This is a genomic window from Streptomyces sp. NPDC048523, assembly GCF_043199815.1.
Lineage (GTDB): Bacteria > Actinomycetota > Actinomycetes > Streptomycetales > Streptomycetaceae > Streptomyces.
Window position 1 is genome coordinate 95,424 of the sequence record NZ_JBICWQ010000005.1, and the last position, 15,060, is coordinate 110,483.

The 15,060-nt window shown below is 70.2% G+C and carries 18 protein-coding genes and 1 tRNA gene; 15 read left to right on the forward strand and 4 right to left on the reverse strand.

Annotation, left to right across the window (positions count from 1 at the left end):
* Positions 1–137: 137 nt before the first annotated feature.
* Positions 138–434 carry a type II toxin-antitoxin system VapB family antitoxin gene (locus tag ACGFWE_RS25965; RefSeq protein ID WP_003999914.1) on the forward strand — a complete coding sequence of 99 codons (297 nt, stop codon included), beginning with the start codon at positions 138–140 and terminating at the stop codon, positions 432–434.
* A gap of 99 nt (positions 435–533) precedes the next feature.
* Positions 534–1,175, forward strand: a complete 642-nt coding sequence (locus ACGFWE_RS25970; protein ID WP_393602096.1) for a LytR C-terminal domain-containing protein — start codon at positions 534–536, stop codon at positions 1,173–1,175.
* A 115-nt stretch (positions 1,176–1,290) separates the two neighbouring features.
* Here ACGFWE_RS25970 and upp read toward each other — a convergent pair whose 3' ends face one another.
* A complete protein-coding gene (upp, locus tag ACGFWE_RS25975; RefSeq protein ID WP_393602098.1) occupies positions 1,291–1,926 on the reverse strand; it encodes a uracil phosphoribosyltransferase in 636 nt (211 codons plus the stop codon).
* A 96-nt stretch (positions 1,927–2,022) separates the two neighbouring features.
* Here upp and ACGFWE_RS25980 point away from each other — a divergent pair, with 96 nt between their 5' ends.
* From ACGFWE_RS25980 to ACGFWE_RS26015, 8 genes are all read left to right on the forward strand, one after another.
* Positions 2,023–2,205, forward strand: a complete 183-nt coding sequence (locus tag ACGFWE_RS25980; protein WP_007383124.1) for a hypothetical protein — start codon at positions 2,023–2,025, stop codon at positions 2,203–2,205.
* 291 nt (positions 2,206–2,496) lie between these two features.
* Positions 2,497–3,039, forward strand: coding sequence for a hypothetical protein (locus tag ACGFWE_RS25985; RefSeq protein WP_352391441.1), 543 nt, complete (start codon positions 2,497–2,499; stop codon positions 3,037–3,039).
* 59 nt (positions 3,040–3,098) lie between these two features.
* On the forward strand, positions 3,099–3,524 hold the full coding sequence (gene tadA / locus ACGFWE_RS25990; protein ID WP_393602100.1) for a tRNA adenosine(34) deaminase TadA: 426 nt from the start codon (positions 3,099–3,101) through the stop codon (positions 3,522–3,524).
* A gap of 111 nt (positions 3,525–3,635) precedes the next feature.
* Positions 3,636–3,720: transfer RNA gene (locus ACGFWE_RS25995), tRNA-Ser, on the forward strand.
* Positions 3,721–3,827: 107 nt separating this feature from the next.
* Positions 3,828–4,004: a hypothetical protein gene (locus tag ACGFWE_RS26000; protein WP_352391355.1), complete on the forward strand. Its 177-nt coding sequence runs from the start codon at positions 3,828–3,830 to the stop codon at positions 4,002–4,004.
* A 20-nt stretch (positions 4,005–4,024) separates the two neighbouring features.
* Positions 4,025–4,318, forward strand: coding sequence for a Dabb family protein (locus ACGFWE_RS26005; protein WP_352391356.1), 294 nt, complete (start codon positions 4,025–4,027; stop codon positions 4,316–4,318).
* A 144-nt stretch (positions 4,319–4,462) separates the two neighbouring features.
* On the forward strand, positions 4,463–5,320 hold the full coding sequence (locus ACGFWE_RS26010; RefSeq protein WP_352391357.1) for an RNA polymerase sigma factor SigF: 858 nt from the start codon (positions 4,463–4,465) through the stop codon (positions 5,318–5,320).
* Positions 5,321–5,647: 327 nt separating this feature from the next.
* Complete coding sequence (locus ACGFWE_RS26015) at positions 5,648–6,541, forward strand: RNA polymerase sigma factor SigF (protein ID WP_352391358.1); 894 nt, start codon at positions 5,648–5,650, stop codon at positions 6,539–6,541.
* 492 nt (positions 6,542–7,033) lie between these two features.
* Here the strand turns inward: ACGFWE_RS26015 and ACGFWE_RS26020 are convergent, their stop codons facing one another.
* Positions 7,034–7,240: a hypothetical protein gene (locus tag ACGFWE_RS26020; protein ID WP_352391359.1), complete on the reverse strand. Its 207-nt coding sequence runs from the start codon at positions 7,238–7,240 to the stop codon at positions 7,034–7,036.
* A gap of 195 nt (positions 7,241–7,435) precedes the next feature.
* Between ACGFWE_RS26020 and ACGFWE_RS26025 the strand changes: the two genes are divergently transcribed.
* From ACGFWE_RS26025 to ACGFWE_RS26045, 5 genes are all read left to right on the forward strand, one after another.
* Positions 7,436–7,972, forward strand: a complete 537-nt coding sequence (locus ACGFWE_RS26025) for a MarR family transcriptional regulator (protein WP_352391360.1) — start codon at positions 7,436–7,438, stop codon at positions 7,970–7,972.
* A 13-nt stretch (positions 7,973–7,985) separates the two neighbouring features.
* Positions 7,986–10,517: an MFS transporter gene (locus ACGFWE_RS26030; protein ID WP_393602104.1), complete on the forward strand. Its 2,532-nt coding sequence runs from the start codon at positions 7,986–7,988 to the stop codon at positions 10,515–10,517.
* A gap of 91 nt (positions 10,518–10,608) precedes the next feature.
* Positions 10,609–11,430, forward strand: a complete 822-nt coding sequence (locus ACGFWE_RS26035) for a YceI family protein (RefSeq protein WP_352391362.1) — start codon at positions 10,609–10,611, stop codon at positions 11,428–11,430.
* A gap of 35 nt (positions 11,431–11,465) precedes the next feature.
* Positions 11,466–12,065 (forward strand): class I SAM-dependent methyltransferase, encoded by a 600-nt coding sequence (locus ACGFWE_RS26040; RefSeq protein WP_393602106.1) that lies wholly within the window; start codon positions 11,466–11,468, stop codon positions 12,063–12,065.
* Between the two features lie 4 nt (positions 12,066–12,069).
* Positions 12,070–12,531: a PPOX class F420-dependent oxidoreductase gene (locus ACGFWE_RS26045; RefSeq protein ID WP_352391364.1), complete on the forward strand. Its 462-nt coding sequence runs from the start codon at positions 12,070–12,072 to the stop codon at positions 12,529–12,531.
* Between the two features lie 47 nt (positions 12,532–12,578).
* Here the strand turns inward: ACGFWE_RS26045 and ACGFWE_RS26050 are convergent, their stop codons facing one another.
* The gene (locus ACGFWE_RS26050; RefSeq protein WP_352391365.1) at positions 12,579–13,340 is read right to left on the reverse strand and encodes a TetR/AcrR family transcriptional regulator; all 762 of its coding nucleotides are present in this window, start codon (positions 13,338–13,340) and stop codon (positions 12,579–12,581) included.
* A 154-nt stretch (positions 13,341–13,494) separates the two neighbouring features.
* Positions 13,495–14,988 carry an MFS transporter gene (locus ACGFWE_RS26055; RefSeq protein WP_393602108.1) on the reverse strand — a complete coding sequence of 498 codons (1,494 nt, stop codon included), beginning with the start codon at positions 14,986–14,988 and terminating at the stop codon, positions 13,495–13,497.
* Positions 14,989–15,060: the final 72 nt, after the last annotated feature.

The following is a 15,060-nucleotide window of genomic DNA, read 5'->3' on the forward strand; positions in this document are numbered from 1 at the left end:
CACACCCTCCGGCGGGGTCTTTCGCTCACTCATACCAAACCCCTGCTCCCGTTACGCCCCTTTTCGCGACTTTTTTCCAGCGTCGCACTCGGCCGCCATGGCTGCGCCCGGAAGGTCTTGACCGGTAGGCTTTCCGTGTGATCTTCAAGCGCATCGGAAACGGCCGGCCGTACCCCGACCACGGCCGGGAAAGCACCCGGCAGTGGGCGGACGTCGCACCGCGCCCGGTCCGCCTCGATCAGCTGGTGACGACCAAGGGCCAGCTCGACCTGGAAACCCTGCTCGCCGAGGACTCGACGTTCTACGGCGACCTGTTCGCGCACGTCGTGAAATGGCAGGGCGACCTGTACCTGGAGGACGGTCTCCACCGCGCGGTGCGGGCGGCACTCCAGCAGCGACAGGTGCTGCACGCGCGCGTGCTCGAGCTGGACTGAGCGACCGCGCTGTAGAGGTTTGACCCTTTCGGGTTCACCTGTGCCGTGGTCAATGATCATCTAGTAGGCATTGCCGTCCCGGCGCACTACGCTGCGCCCATGAGCATGCTGACGCCCCCCGGCATGGGCGGTAAGTACCGGATCACGGGCGACAAGTACCCCCGGATGCGTCGGCCCCGGCGGCGCGGCAGGCTCGTGCTCGGCGTGGTGGCCTCCGTCGCCGCGCTGAGCCTGGTCGGCTGGGGCACGCTCCAGCTCATCGACGTGTTCACGGGTGGCGGGGACCGGGCCTCCGCGGCCAGCTCCGGGACGGACTGCAGGACGAAGGCCGGCGCGTCCCCCTCCCCCTCCGCGGCCCCTCTCCCCAGGCCGGGCCAGATCACCGTCAACGTCCTGAACGCCACGGCTCGCGGCGGACTCGCCAAGAAGACGGCGGACGAGCTGAAGAAGCGGGGCTTCAAGATCGGCGAGGTGGGCAACGCGACGGCGACCTACGACAAGAAGGTCAAGGGCACGGGGGTACTGCTCGGTCCCTCCTCCGCCCTCAAGACCTCGCTGCCGGTCCTCGCGACGCAGCTGGCCTCCGCCGAGACCCGCACGGACACCCGCAAGGGCGTCGAGGTCGACCTGATCATCGGGACGGCTTTCAAGAACCTCACGCCGAAGGCGACGGCGGACAAGTCGATGGCAGCGCTGGCCCGTCCCGACGCGTCGGCGACGACGTCGAAGAAGAGCTGCTGAGGTGTCGTAGGGCGGAAGTGGGCGCCTATTGGGGTGCCGGGTCAGGTTTTCGGGCGGGTGCGGGCCCGTGGGAACTGCGCACAACGCCCGCCCCCACCGAACCCGCAGGCAACCCCTACTCGGCCGACCCGTACAGACGGTCGCCCGCGTCGCCGAGGCCCGGGACGATGTAGCCGTGCTCGTTGAGGTGGTCGTCGACCGCGGCCGTGACCACCGTGACCGGCGTACCCGCCAGCTCGCGCTCCATGATCTCCACGCCCTCGGGGGCGGCCAGCAGCACCACCGCTGTCACATCGTCCGCGCCCCGCTTGATCAGCTCACGGATCGCGGCGACCAGGGTGCCACCCGTCGCGAGCATCGGGTCGAGGATGTACACCTGCCGCCCGGACAGGTCCTCCGGCATACGCGCGGCGTACGTGGTGGCCTGCAGCGTCTCCTCGTTGCGGATCATGCCGAGGAACCCCACCTCGGCGGACGGCAGCAGCCGGACCATGCCGTCCAGCATGCCGAGCCCGGCACGGAGGATCGGCACCACCAGCGGGCGCGGATACGACAGCTTCACACCGGTCGTGGCGGCGACCGGGGTGCGGATGTCGACCGCCTCGGTGCGCACGTCGCGCGTGGCCTCGTAGGCGAGCAGGGTGACCAGCTCGTCGGCGAGACGACGGAAGGTCGCGGAGTCGGTGCGCTGGTCGCGCAGCGTGGTGAGTTTGTGGGCGACCAGAGGGTGGTCGACGACGTGGAGACGCATGGCCACAACAGTAGCCCGGTCCATCGGTGCCCTCGCGCTGGCGTCAAACCCCCCGACCGGGGGAACGTGGGAGGGACGGACTGGGGTGGTGAACCGATGCCTGACCTGCCTGAGCACGAACCGTCGTCACAGGAGACCGACGCCGAGCGCCGGCGCCGGCGCGCGCAGTTTCTGCGCGACCTCGCGGAAGCCCGGGAACTGCGTGACCGGGTGCAGCCGCGCCGGGCGAAAGTGGCCCGTCTGCGGCACGCGATGCGCATGCGGACCTTCCGCTGGTAGGAAAGATCACTGGACGCGAGCCGCACGGAACAGGTGGCCGTGTGTGGGCCGTTGGGAAAGCCGCGTACGATCCCGCTCGTGGCGGCGACGAGTGCGCTGGTGAGTCCTTCACCGACGTGCCGACGCGCGTGCGATCAAAACCACCGGACACAGGGTGCCGAAGACGTCCCCTGAACGCCTTGTTTCTGCCACGATTCCGAGTGGGTGGGGCTCGGAGCCGAGCTCTCCCCGCCCGAACCTCCGCCGGGGGGACCCCCAACCGGCACACCTATGACCAGTGGGAGAGTCACGGTGTACTTCGCCGCACTGCTCGCGCGCACCGAAGACGGGTGGGAAGCGAGCGACACAGAGCTCCTCGACAATGTGGAGACCCTGTCGGATCTGGCCGACCTCGCCCGGGAAGCCGCGGCCGAGGACGACACGGTGCTCGTCCTGATCGAGCAGGAGGACGCCTGGTTCGGCGTCGTCCGCATCGACGGCGAGGAAGACCCTCGTATCTACGTCTCGGACGCCGCCGCCGCTGCCCGCAGCTCGTACGGCGAGATCCTGCTCACCGACGAACTGCTCGGAAGGGAGCCCGACGACGACCCCGACCTCGACGCCCTCGACCTCGACGGCACCGAGGACGGTGAGGACGACGACGAGGACGACGACGACGTCACCGCCGAGGCGGTCGGCTCCGGGGAGGCCGTGCCGCACGGCCCGGTCGGCGACGTTCAGGTCCTCGACGACCTGGGCGTCAGCGTGAAGGAGCTGAAGGCCCTGTCGGAGGACGCCCTCACCGCGATCGCCGAGGCCCTGGGCGCCTCGGAGGTCCTGGAGACCGTCCGCTGACCGCAGGAACCGAGAAGGACGGCACCCCGGACCCGGTACGCGACCGCTGGCGGGCCGCGATGCGGCTCGCCCTGGACGAGGCCGGCCGGGCGGGCGCGGACGTGCCGGTGGGCGCCGTCGTCCTGTCCCCGGACGGTACGACGGTGCTCGCGGCCGGTCACAACGAACGCGAGGCGGTCGGCGACCCGACCGCGCACGCGGAGGTCCTCGCGATCAGGCGGGCGGCGGCGGAGCTCGGCGAGTGGCGGCTGACCGGCTGCACGCTCGTCGTCACGCTGGAGCCCTGCACGATGTGCGCGGGCGCGATCGTGCAGTCCCGGGTGGACCGGGTCGTCTACGGCGCCCGGGACGAGAAGGCGGGCGCGGTCGGCTCCCTGTGGGACGTCGTCCGCGACCGGCGCCTCAACCACCGGCCCGAGGTCATCGAGGGGGTGCTCGCCAAGGAGTGCGCCGGGCTCCTCACGGAGTTCTTCCGCGACCGCTGACGGACCGCCCCCCTGACCGCTGACGGACCGCCTCCTGACCGCCGATCGACCGCCTCCGGGCCGCCGATACCGATTTCAAACCATGCCCCACCTTGCTGTAAGGTCTCCCTCGGTAGCGTGTCCGAGCGGCCGAAGGAGCTCGCCTCGAAAGCGAGTGTGGCGCAAGTCACCGAGGGTTCAAATCCCTCCGCTACCGCTGGAGAAGGGCCCCGTCGAGAGACGGGGCCCTTCGTGCGTACTGATCACCCCGGTTACACTCGCGCCCCAGAAGGAACAGACGTACCAATAGCGGGGGAGGCCGCGGTGGCGGTGAACGGAAAGAAGATCGCCGTCTATTTGCTCGTGGTCTTCGTGCTGTACGTGATCATCACGGACCCGGCCAAGGCCGCCGACTACGTGCAGATAGGGTTCCAGGGCATATCGGACGCCGCCAAGGCCGTGGGCGACTTCTTCACCTGGCTGGCCGACGGGGCGCACTGAACAGACTCGAGGGAGCGCCCATGATCCGCCATCTCGTCCTCTTCAAGCTCAACGAGGGTGTCGAGCGCGACGACCCTCGTGTCGTCGCGGGCGTCGAGGCCTTCCGCGCGCTGGACGGCAAGATCCCCGAGATCCGCTTCTGGGAGCTGGGCTGGAACCTCAGCGACCGCCCCATCGCCTACGACTTCGCCATCAACTCCGGGTTCGAGGACGCGGCCGCGCTGCGGACGTACGTCGAGCACCCGGAGCACCAGGCGGGTGTGGCGCTGTGGAAGGAGTTCGCCACCTGGGTGATCGCGGACTACGCGTACTGAGCCCGAGTGCTCGGAAGCCTCCTGCCGGCAACGGCGGGAGGCTTTTCTGCGTCTTCCAGCCCCACCTGCCCCTCAACACGGCGTAACCCAACGTTATGCGGTGCTTGCACACAGTGCACATGTCTTGTGATGCTATGACCGCTTTTGACGGATGAGTTGACCAACGAAGAGGTGGCGTTGACCGTGGCGGCCAGTACCGCGCCTCCCCAGGAGGCCCCCCAGGAGGCCGCCCCACGCAGTCGCGGCGCCGACACCCGGGCGCTGACCCAGGTGCTCTTCGGCGAGTTGAAGGAGCTCGAGCCGGGCACGCCGGAGCACAACCGGGTGCGGACGGCGCTCATCGAAGCCAACCTCCCGCTCGTGCGCTACGCGGCCGCCCGCTTCCGCTCCCGCAACGAGCCGATGGAGGACGTGATCCAGGTCGGCACCATCGGCCTCATCAACGCCATCGACCGCTTCGACCCGGACCGGGGCGTGCAGTTCCCGACCTTCGCGATGCCGACCGTCATCGGCGAGATCAAGCGGTACTTCCGCGACAACGTCCGCACGGTCCACGTCCCGCGCCGGCTGCACGAGCTGTGGGTACAGGTCAACGGCGCGACGGAGGACCTGACGACCGCCTTCGGACGCACCCCGACGACCGCCGAGATCGCCGAGCGGCTGCGCATCACCGAGGACGAGGTGCTGTCCTGCATCGAGGCCGGACGGTCGTACCACGCCACCTCGCTCGAAGCGGCCCAGGAGGGCGACGGACTGCCCGGCCTTCTCGACCGGCTCGGCTACGAGGACCCGGCGCTGGACGGTGTGGAACACCGCGACCTGGTCCGCCATCTCCTGGTCCAACTCCCCGAACGGGAACAGCGAATCCTGCTGCTGCGCTACTACAGCAATCTCACCCAGTCGCAAATCAGCGCGGAACTCGGCGTCTCACAGATGCACGTTTCGAGGCTACTGGCGCGTAGCTTCCAGCGGCTGCGGTCCGCCAATCGGATCGACGCATAATCTTCGGCGGATAGCGGATGCATAAGGGGCGCACGGTCGCACGTTCCGGAACACCGCAGTTCGCAAGCGGGATCGAGAGGTAACCGGCGCGAGCGAATCGCTCACCAGCGCCGTTCCCGACACTTCTGTGCCGAAAAACCGTCAGACCCCCTTTATCCAGGGCGGATTCGGGTCTCACATGTCGACATGTCACTACAGCGTGTTGCCGACATGTGACATTCTGCCGGAAGCGCGTTTGCCGAGGCTTCGGCGCCGGTATTCAGGTGAAGGCTGACGTTCCACCACGGGGCGTTCGCCACGACCGTCCCGCGACCCAAAGGGGGTGGCATGTCCGCAGATCAGGGCAGCTCGAAGGTGCTCACGCTCACCAAGAGCGAGGCTGAGCCCGCACTCGACGACGTCACGGCTGTCGAGGCCGCGTCGGCCCCGGCTCTCCCGGCTCCCCCGACGGTGTCGGGAGCCATCGACACCCGCACCCTGTCCCGCTCCCTCTTCCTGCGGCTCGCCGCACTCGACGAGAACAGCCCGGAGCGCGCGTACGTCCGGGACACCCTCATCGAGCTCAACCTCCCGCTGGTGCGCTACGCGGCGGCTCGTTTCCGCTCGCGCAACGAGCCGATGGAGGACATCGTCCAGGTCGGCACCATCGGCCTGATCAAGGCGATCGACCGCTTCGACTGCGAACGGGGCGTCGAGTTCCCGACGTTCGCGATGCCGACGGTCGTGGGGGAGATCAAGCGGTTCTTCCGCGACACCTCGTGGTCGGTGCGTGTCCCGCGCCGTCTGCAGGAGCTGCGGCTGGCCCTCACCAAGGCCAGCGACGAGCTCTCCCAGAAGCTGGACCGCTCTCCGACGGTCGCCGAACTCGCCATCGTGCTCGGCGTGTCCGAGGAGGACGTCGTCGACGGCCTCGCGGTCGGCAACGCGTACACCGCGTCCTCGCTCGACTCTCCGGCCCCGGAGGACGACGGCGGCGAGGGCTCTCTCGCGGACCGCCTCGGCTACGAGGACACGGCTCTGGAGGGCGTCGAGTACCGGGAGTCCCTGAAGCCGCTGCTGGCCAAACTCCCGCCCCGGGAGCGCCAGATCATCATGCTGCGCTTCTTCGCCAACATGACCCAGTCACAGATCGGCGACGAGGTCGGCATCTCCCAGATGCACGTCTCCCGCCTCCTGACCCGAACCCTGGCCCAACTCCGCGAGGGTCTCATCTCCGACTGAGGATTCCTCCTGTCACCGGGCATCCAGAAGCGCCTGAGGGCGCCTATGGATGTGCCGGGTCGGGTTGTCGGGCGGCTGCGGGCCGGCGGGGGCTGGTCGTGCAGTTCCCCGCGGTGCCGCTGCGCTGGGCTTGAACCGGGCGCCTAGTCGGGTGCCGGGTCGGGTTGTCGGGCGGCTGCGGGCCGACGGGGGCTGGTCGCGCAGTTCCCCGCGCCCCTGGGGGTTGCAGTCACCTGCGCCAGGACGGACCGTTCGCCACCTCGCGCGCCGCAACGGACCCTTAGCTCTTACCGCGCCGCGACGAGCCGTTCGCCGGACCGTGCGCCACTACGGGCACCCCCCCACCCCGGCACCGACCCACAACACACCTGCACGCGCTACCCAAACCCCCACTGGAGCCGCACAGGCCGCCGCAGGCATCCAGGGGCGCGGGGAACTGCGCACAACGCCCGCCCCCACCGGGCCGGCACCTGAAAAGAAACCCCGCCCGCGCTACCCGAGCGCCAGCCAAGCCACCGCCGCGACGATCGCCACCGCGACCACCACCCCGATGATGAGCCCGATGCGCGGACCGCCCGACGTGGCGGCCGGCGCAGTCGGCTGTCGGCGGCCCTGTGGGCCCTCGTCGACGAACGCGCGGAACATCTGGGTGCTGCCGGCGGGGTCGTGGTTGCCGTCGGGGACCTGGTTCTCAGCCATGCCCAGAGACCCTAGCGAATCCGGGACCGGGGCCCAAGTGCGGGGCTGACCACGGCACCAGCAGCCCCCACATGCGCGTTTACGTTCGTAATACTTGCCTTTGCCAACTTTTTATGCCGCACCCACCCCGTTTTATTTGCCTGTAGCAACCAAGCACGTCTATGGTTGCCCTAAGCAACGAATACGGGAGGTGTGATGGCCGAGCAAGCGCGATACGAGGAGCTGATCCGCCAGTTCAGCGCCTTCGGGGCCGTGAAGAGGGAGATCGGGCGGATGATGCCGTCCGAGTGCCCCTCCGGTTCCGCCGCCGTGCTGACCCTCCTCGGGCGCTACGGGGACATGCGCATGAGCAAGCTCTCCGAGCTGCTCGCCGTGGACATGTCGGTGACCAGCCGCCACGTGGCGCACGTCGCCGAGCGCGGCTGGATCGAGCGCTCCCCCGACCCGGCGGACAAGCGTTCACGCATCCTGCGTCTGACGCCGGCCGGCCAGGCGCTCCTGGACCAGCTGTCCCGCCGGACCTGCCTCATGCTCGCCGAGCGGCTCAGCGACTGGAGCGACGACGAGGTCGTCCAGCTGACCGCGCTGATGGCCCGCCTCCGGGCGAGCTTCGACGACAGCCGTTCCCACGAGAGCCGCGCCTACGACACCCGCGCCCACGGCCCCGAACCCCGGCCGCCCGTCACCCCCGTACTCGAACAGACCACCCGTACACCCGCGATCACCCAGTAAGAGAAGGAAGCCCATGGCAACGACCACACCAGCCGGTGTGCGGGCTCACGCCAAGCACGGGGGAGGCTCCACCGAGTACGCCCCGATGACGCACCGGCAGATCATGGAGGCCATCTCCGGCCTGCTGCTCGGCATGTTCGTGGCGATCCTGTCGTCCACGATCGTCACCAACGCGCTCCCGCACATCATCAGCGACCTGGGCGGCGGCCAGTCCGCCTACACCTGGGTCGTCACCGCCGCCCTGCTGTCGATGACCGCGGCCACCCCCCTGTGGGGCAAGCTCGCCGACCTGTACAGCAAGAAGGCGCTCGTCCAGATAGCCCTGGTCATCTACGTCCTGGGCTCCGCGGCCGCCGGTCTCTCGCAGAACGCCGGCATGCTGATCGCCTGCCGTGTCGTCCAGGGCATCGGCGTCGGCGGTCTGTCCGCGCTCGCCCAGATCGTCATGGCCGCGATGATCTCCCCGCGTGAGCGCGGCCGTTACTCCGGCTACCTCGGCGCGACCTTCGCCGTCGCCACCGTCGGCGGCCCGCTGCTCGGCGGTGTCATCACCGACACCTCGTGGCTGGGCTGGCGCTGGTGCTTCTACGTCGGTGTCCCCTTCGCCGTCATCGCGCTGATCGTGCTGCAGAAGACCCTGCACCTGCCCGTCGTGAAGCGGGACGTGAAGGTGGACTGGGCGGGTGCGTTCTTCGTCGCCGCCGCCGTCTCGCTGCTGTTGGTCTGGGTCACCTTCGCCGGTGACAAGTACGACTGGATCTCCTGGCAGACGTACGCGATGGTCGGCGGCTCCATCGTCCTCGGTCTGATCTTCGTGCTGGTCGAGTCCAAGGTGCGCGAGCCGATCATCCCGCTGCGCCTGTTCAGGAACCGCACCATCACGCTGGCCTCGCTGGCCTCGCTGTTCGTCGGTGTCGCGATGTTCACCGGCACGGTGTTCTTCAGCCAGTACTTCCAGCTGGCCCGCGACAAGTCCCCGACGATGTCCGGCGTCATGACCATCCCGATGATCGGTGGTCTGTTCATCTCCTCCACCGTCTCCGGGCAGTTCATCACCCGCACCGGGCGCTGGAAGGCGTGGCTGGTCAGCGGTGGTGTGCTGGTGACGGCCGGTCTCGGTCTGCTCGGCACCATCCGGTACGACACGGCCTACTGGAAGATGTCGATCTTCATGGCCCTGCTGGGTCTCGGCATCGGCATGATGATGCAGAACCTGGTGCTGTGCACGCAGAACCAGGTCGACCCGAGCGACCTCGGCTCCGCCAGCTCCACGGTCACCTTCTTCCGTTCCCTCGGTGGTGCGGTCGGCGTCTCCGCGCTCGGCGCGGTGATGTCCCACCGGATCACGCACTACGTGTCGGACGGCGTCGCCGCCCTCGACCCCAAGTACCAGGCCGCCCTGTCCGGTTCCGGCTCCTCCACCGACAGCATCCCGGACCTGAGCAAGCTCCCGGCCCCGGTGCGCACGCTCATGGAGAGCTCCTACGGCCACGGCATCGCCGACGTGTTCCTGATCGCCGGCGCCCTCGCGGCCGTCGCGTTCCTGATCACCCTGTTCATCAAGGAGGTTCCGCTGCGGACCAAGGGCGCGCTCGCGCAGGCCGCAGGCGAGGAGACTCCCGCTCCCGCCGAGGCTCCGGTGGAGACCGAGGCCGCCGCGCACACTCCGAGCTGGGCGGCCGGCGAGACCGCCTCCTCCGACACCGAGACCGCTCCCGAGGGCACGCAGCGGCTGTCCGCCGTGGCCACCCTCGCCCGTCCGGAGGCGTCCGGTGAAGGCTCCGGCGGCATCCCGGTCCGCGGCTTCGTGCGCGGCAACGAGAGCGCTGCGGTCCCGCAGGCCGCGGTCACGCTGATCTCGCTCGCGGGACGGCAGCTGGGCCGGTCGGTCACCCAGGCCGACGGTTCCTACGCCGTCGAGGCGCCGAGCGTCGGGTCGTACGTCCTGATCGCCTCCGCGGACGGCTTCCAGCCGCAGGCGTCCACGGTCCTCGTGAACGGCGAGCCGGTCGCCTACGACATCCTCCTCAGCGGCACCAGCGGGCTGAACGGGCTCGTGCGGGCCGCGCAGAACGGGGAGCCGGTCAAGGACGCGATGGTGATCGTCACCGATGTGCGGGGTGACCTGCTGGCCACCGGGACCACCGGTGAGCAGGGCGAGTTCGCCTTCGGCGAGCTGGTGCCGGGTGCGGTGACCGTCGCGGTCAACGCCGCCGGGTTCCGGCCGCGCGCCCTGCCCGTCGAGGTCGGCGGCACCGGCGTCACCCGCATCGAGGTCGACCTCGACTCGGGCGCCCGCCTGCAGGGTGTCGTACGGGCGCCGCACGGTCCGCTGGCCGACGCGCGGGTCACCCTCGTGGACGCGGCCGGCAACGTGGTCGGCACCGCCACCACCGGGTCGGACGGGGCGTACGCCTTCACCGACCTGGACGGCGGCGAGTACACGGTCATCGCGACCGGCTACCCGCCGCAGGCCACGGCCCTGACGGTCAACGGCCCCGGCGTCGACGGCCACGACATCGAACTCGCCCACCCCGGCGAGTAGTTCACCCGCTCCGGCCCGTGGCAGGGAGCGCGCGCTCCGAGCGGAGGCGCGCGCCCGCCACGGGCCGGTCTTCTTTGAGGAGGTACGAGACATGGGACTGACCGCGAGGATCCGCACCCGGGACGGATGGGCCGTGTCGCACGCGATCGTCACGGTGACCGACATGACCGGCACCCAGGTGCTGCGCGCGGAGGCCGACGCGGAGGGGGCGGTACGGGACGGGACTCCGCTGGAGCCGGGGCCGTACACCGTCATCGTCACGGCCGTCGGCTATGCGCCCGCCGCGTCCAGCGCGATCGTCACCGCGAGCGGCCGCGCCGAGGTCGGCACGGTCACCCTGGCCCGCATCGGCGGCACGGAACTCCCGCCGCCGGGGCCCTGGACGGTCGATCCGGCCCACTCCAGTGTGGGCGCGGTCGCCCAGCACCTGGGCATCTCCAGCGTCCACGGCCGCTTCACCGACTTCACGGCGGCGATCGAGGTCGCCCCGGACGACGTGACCAAGTCCCGGGTGGAGGCGGTGATCCGGGCGGCCTCGATCGACACGGGGAACGCGATGCGGGACGAGCACCTGAGGTCGGCGGACTTCCTGGACGTCGAGCGGTACCCGGAGATCACCTACCGGTCGACGGGACTGGTCGTGTCCGGTACGGACCGCTGGACGGTCCGCGGCGAGCTGGCGATGCGCGGTGTCGTACGGCCCGTCGACCTGGACCTCGCCTACCTGGGCACCGGCGCCGACCCCTGGGGCGGAACCCGGGCCGCCTTCCGGGCGACGACCCAGCTGCGGCGGGAGGACTTCGCCATGAACTACAACCAGGTCGTACAGGCGGGGATCGCGGCGATCGGCACGACGCTGAAGGTCGAGCTCGATGTGCAGGCGGTGCAGGGGGAGTCGCTGCCGCAGGCCTGAGGGCGTTGTCAGTGGCGGGTCGTACGGTTCGGGGTATGGAGCGGACCACGGGGGTGCAGGGCTACTACGCCGAGTCGGCGGAGCGGCTGGGGAGGGTGTACGAGAGCGTCTCGTTCGAGGCCGTGCACGGGGCGCTGCTGGATCTCCTGCCGGAGGCGCCCGCGCGGGTGCTGGACATCGGCGCGGGGACCGGGCGGGACGCGGCGGCGCTGGCCGGCCGCGGGTACACGGTCGACGCGGTGGAGCCGGTGGCGGAGCTGCGCCGGCTGGCCGAGCGGCTGCACCCCGGCAGCGGGGTGAACTGGCGGGCGGGCGCGCTGCCGGAGATACCCGGCGTGCGGGGCCCGTACGACGTCGTCCTGCTGTCCGCGGTGTGGATGCACCTGCGGCCGGAGGAGCGCCCCGTCGCCATGCGGCGGCTGGCCGGGCTGCTCGGTCCCGGCGGGATCCTGCTGATCACCCTGCGGCGCGGTGAGCCGCCCGTGGACCGGCGGATGTTCGACGTGCCGCCGCAGGAGGTCGCCGGGCACGGGGCGGAGGTGGGGCTGAGGCTGCTGCGGACCGTGGAGGAGGGGGCGGACCGGCTCGGCCGGGACGCGGTTCACTGGAACGCCGTGGCGCTCCAACTAGGCTGATTCCATGGCACCGAACATTGCGACCAACAAGGCCGTCTCCCTGGACGAGCTGCTGGACTTCGTACGGCCCCGGCACCGGGCGATCCTGCTGACGCGGCGGGCGGACGGGTCGCCGCAGGCCTCGCCGTTGACCTGCGGGGTGGACGACTCGGGGCGGATCGTCGTGTCGACGTACCCCGAGCGGGCCAAGACGCGGAACGCGAAGCGGGACTCCCAGGTCAGCGTGCTCGTGCTGAGCGACGACTGGAACGGGCCGTGGGTGCAGGTCGACGGGACCGCGGAGGTCATCGACTCGCCGGAGTCAGTGGAGCCGTTGGTGGAGTACTTCCGGAACATCTCCGGTGAGCATCCGGACTGGGACGAGTACCGCTCGGCGATGGTGAAGCAGGGGAAGTCGATCATCCGGGTGACGCCGGTGCGGTGGGGGCCGGTTGCCACCGGCGGTTTCCCGGCGCGGTTGGCCTGATCGCCCGGGTGGGCAAGCGCAGCTGAGCTCGGGGTGGGCAAGCGCGGCTAAGGGCGCTCGACCATCGCCTCGATGCCCTTGACCAGCAGATCCAGGGCGAATCCGAAGTCCCTGTCGCGCATCTCCTCCACCGTGTCGCCGCCCCTCGCCGTCATGATCTCCTCGTTCTCCTTGAGGAGTTCGGCGGCGGCGGGGGCCCGGGTGGCGGTGGTCATGGCGTGGCGGAAGTACGACTCCTGGGTCATGCCGGCCTGGGTGGCGCGGGCGATGAAGTGGCCCTCGATGGTGCCGAAGCCGTAGACGAACTGGAAGACGGCGGAGATCGCGCCGGTGATGCCGTGCGCGGGCAGGCCGGTCCCGCGGACGATCCGGTGCACGGTCCGGGACAGGCCCAGGGAGTGGGGGCCGATGTTGAGGAACGTGCCGGCCAGCGGTGAGACCCAGGGGTGCCGTACCAGCAGACCCCGGTACTCCCGTGCCACCGTGCGCAGTTGGTCCCGCCAGTCCTCGTCGGCCTCCGGGTCCGGCAGTTCCAGCTCGCCGAAGGCCGCGTCCAGGGCGAGTTCGAGGAGGTCGTCCTTGGTGTCGACGTACCAGTAGACGGACATCGCGGTCACGTTCAGCTCGGCGGCCAGCCGCCGCATGGAGAACTTGGCCAGCCCCTCGGCGTCCAGGAGGCGGACGGTGACCTCGGTGATCCGGTCCCGGTCCAGCCCGGAAGGCTGCCCGCCCCCACGCCCGCCCCGGCGCACCTTGCCCTCCAGCCAGACACTGGTTCGCGCGGCCGCTTCTTGGCCTGCCTTCACCATGGCGCACCTTCCGAGACGTCGTTCACTTGCCGAGATGCTAGGCCTGCACCGACCTGTGAGGGGCGCGGGGCGGTGCCGATATGCGGCTCCGCCGCGTGGGCGCGACCAGCCACGATCGGACTGCGGCCGCCGATGAGCCGAAGCCGCCACCCCGCTAGGCGTTCTGCGCCCGCTCCGCCCGCCGCAGCAACACCCCCGCCACCACCCCGCCCAGCAACACCGCCACCGCCCCCACCAGCTGACTGCTCTCCAGGCCGGAGGCGAACGCCTCCGTGATCCGTGTCCGCTCCGACGCCGACCCCGCCTCCGCCAGCGCCCCCGGCAGGGACACCGCGGCCACGGAGATCCCGGCCGCGAACCGCGCGTTCAGGACTGCACCCAGCACGGCCACCCCGAGCCCCTGCCCGAACTCCGCCACCGTGCCGTTGATGCCCGCGCCGACCCCGGCCTTCTCCGGCGGGATCGCGCTCATGATCGCGTGGGCCATCGCGGGACTGGCGACCGCCGCGCCCGCGCCGATCAGCACCAGCCCCAGCAGCGTGCCCGGATACCCGTGGCCGGTGAGCGTGGCGATGGCCAGGAGGCCCGCGGCCATCACCGCCATGCCGAGGCCGATGGAGAGCGGCGTCCCGAGCCTCGTGGACCACTTCGCCGACAGGCCGGTGAAGTTGAGGGCGACGATCATCAGCGCGAGCGGTGCCGTCCGCAGTCCCGCCTCCAGAGGGCCGTAACCGAGGACGAACTGCATGTGCTGGGTGAGCAGGAAGAGCGAGCCGCCCATGCCGAAGGTGATCAGGACCGCGCCCGCCACCGCTCCGGTGAACCGGCGGTCGCGGAAGAAGTGCATGTCGAGCATGGGGTGGGGGATCCGGCTCTCCCAGTACGCGAACACGGCGAGGACCACCACCGCCACGGCCGCCGGTGCCAGCACCCGGCCGGAGGTCCAGCCGTGCTCGGGGCCGGAGATGATCGCGAAGACCAGGGAGGCCATGCCGATCGTGGAGAGCAGGGCGCCGAGCAGGTCGGGGCGGTCGCCCTGCGGGTTCTTGGACTCGGGGACCAGGAGCACGACCGCGACCAGGGCGAGCGCGGCGACCGGCAGGTTGATCAGGAAGATCGCGCCCCACCAGAAGTGGTTCAGCATGAAGCCGCCGAGGAGGGGACCGGTCGCGAAACCCAGGGAGTTCACCGCCGCCCAGATGCCGATCGCCTTCGGCTGCTCCTCGGGCGCGAAGATCTGCATCGCCACCGCGAGCGTGGTGGTCATCAGCAACGCGCCGCCCACGCCCATCCCGGCCCGTGCCGCGATCAGTTGGCCGGTGGAGTCGGCGAGGCCCGCGACCAGCGACCCGACGCCGAACAGCACCAGCCCCGCGGCCAGCATCTTCTTGCGGCCGTAGCGGTCGGCGGCGCTGCCCGCGGTGAGCAGGAGGCCCGACTGGACCAGCGAATACGCGTTGATCATCCACTGGATGTCGGAGGTGGCGGCGTCCAGTTCGCTGGTGAGGGAGGGGATCGCCACGTTCAGGATCGTGTTGTCGAGCAGCACGGTCAGCTGCGCGAGACAGATGACGCCGAGTATCAGCCAGCGCTGGGGATGGCCCTGGGCGACGGTGACGGGGGTGGGAGCGGAGGCGGGGGCGGTCATGTTGTACACCGTAGAACAGTTCCTGTACGGCGTACAACGCACTTTCCCGCCGTACGACGAGAAGGGCGGCGA

Bases quoted from the DNA above. Each gene is read 5' to 3' on its own strand.
- ACGFWE_RS25980 (WP_007383124.1), top strand. From the start codon at position 2,023: ATGCCTGACCTGCCTGAGCACGAACCGTCGTCACAGGAGACCGACGCC.
- ACGFWE_RS25970 (WP_393602096.1), top strand. From the start codon at position 534: ATGAGCATGCTGACGCCCCCCGGCATGGGCGGTAAGTACCGGATCACG.
- ACGFWE_RS26025 (WP_352391360.1), top strand. From the start codon at position 7,436: ATGGCCGAGCAAGCGCGATACGAGGAGCTGATCCGCCAGTTCAGCGCC.
- tadA (WP_393602100.1), top strand. From the start codon at position 3,099: ATGCGGCTCGCCCTGGACGAGGCCGGCCGGGCGGGCGCGGACGTGCCG.
- ACGFWE_RS26055 (WP_393602108.1), bottom strand. From the start codon at position 14,988: ATGACCGCCCCCGCCTCCGCTCCCACCCCCGTCACCGTCGCCCAGGGC.
- ACGFWE_RS26045 (WP_352391364.1), top strand. From the start codon at position 12,070: ATGGCACCGAACATTGCGACCAACAAGGCCGTCTCCCTGGACGAGCTG.
- ACGFWE_RS26030 (WP_393602104.1), top strand. From the start codon at position 7,986: ATGGCAACGACCACACCAGCCGGTGTGCGGGCTCACGCCAAGCACGGG.
- ACGFWE_RS26005 (WP_352391356.1), top strand. From the start codon at position 4,025: ATGATCCGCCATCTCGTCCTCTTCAAGCTCAACGAGGGTGTCGAGCGC.
- ACGFWE_RS26040 (WP_393602106.1), top strand. From the start codon at position 11,466: ATGGAGCGGACCACGGGGGTGCAGGGCTACTACGCCGAGTCGGCGGAG.
- ACGFWE_RS26050 (WP_352391365.1), bottom strand. From the start codon at position 13,340: ATGGTGAAGGCAGGCCAAGAAGCGGCCGCGCGAACCAGTGTCTGGCTG.
- upp (WP_393602098.1), bottom strand. From the start codon at position 1,926: ATGCGTCTCCACGTCGTCGACCACCCTCTGGTCGCCCACAAACTCACC.
- ACGFWE_RS26015 (WP_352391358.1), top strand. From the start codon at position 5,648: ATGTCCGCAGATCAGGGCAGCTCGAAGGTGCTCACGCTCACCAAGAGC.
- ACGFWE_RS26035 (WP_352391362.1), top strand. From the start codon at position 10,609: ATGGGACTGACCGCGAGGATCCGCACCCGGGACGGATGGGCCGTGTCG.
- ACGFWE_RS26020 (WP_352391359.1), bottom strand. From the start codon at position 7,240: ATGGCTGAGAACCAGGTCCCCGACGGCAACCACGACCCCGCCGGCAGC.